Source organism: Flavihumibacter stibioxidans, from assembly GCF_014332695.1.
Lineage (GTDB): Bacteria > Bacteroidota > Bacteroidia > Chitinophagales > Chitinophagaceae > Flavihumibacter > Flavihumibacter stibioxidans.
The window spans coordinates 1-877 of sequence record NZ_MBUA01000025.1; the positions used below are offsets into that span (position 1 = coordinate 1).

The following is an 877-nucleotide window of genomic DNA, read 5'->3' on the forward strand; positions in this document are numbered from 1 at the left end:
AGGGTGTCAGTTAACGTTCAAGTATTGGCGAAGGCAGGGCCATTAATAATGTACCGCCCGGCCAACTGATTAATTTATTTTCAAATGTTTTTTTTTAAATCCAATAGCTATTTGAAATTATGAAAAGCTTGGACATATGCTCATCAATGATCTGTTGTTGAAGTTCCCTCGTCTCGCCCTGCTTTTGCCAATATTTATGTTGGTGGCAGTTAATATCGCCAGTTAAGTATCACACAATGTTCTTTCCAGGTCTTGTCGCTTTGCTGTTGATAAAGCATAATGCCACCGCCACCGCCAAGATAACTGTGTCCGTTGTCCCACTGAACTATTGCGAATGTTTTTGTATTGTCAAAAATCGGTCTTGAATAGTAGCAAATAACTCGGTCTGAAATATCTGTTGTGTTAAATTTGTTTACGTATTTGGTGAAATATTTGATTTGCTTTTTGTCAGTCAATTTGAATTTCTCAACTACGTACCTTTTGGAAACGGTCGCTGCTCTATCATTAATTAATATAAATTTCGGTAGTTCATTGTCTGACCATAAAGTTGTGTCCGCAACTAAAGAATTTTGAATAATTTGAGAGAACATTACTGTGTCCAGCTTTTGATTAGAATACTCTCTTGCATTTTCAAAATAAAACCACAATTCTTTTATGTCAAGTCGTGTTACTTTTAAGGGTTTCGAATAAAGAAACAGACTTCCGTGTCCTCCTATAGCGGTGTCAAGTAAGTTTTGGTAATTATTTGTTTGTGCAAACGAGTTTAAACAATTGAAAAGAAGTAAAAATGTCGAAAGTCTCATAAGCATTTTCTGAATAGATGCTGTCTTTTTTCGCTTTGCATATTAGGGTGTGTCAATTTTAATTGCCACCAACG

1 protein-coding gene is annotated in these 877 nt (G+C 35.7%); it reads right to left on the reverse strand.

Going from position 1 to position 877, the window contains the following annotated elements; translation table 11 throughout:
* Positions 1-209 precede the first annotated feature (209 nt).
* Positions 210-803, reverse strand: coding sequence for a hypothetical protein (locus tag BC349_RS13845; protein WP_187256040.1), 594 nt, complete (start codon positions 801-803; stop codon positions 210-212).
* Positions 804-877 lie beyond the last annotated feature (74 nt).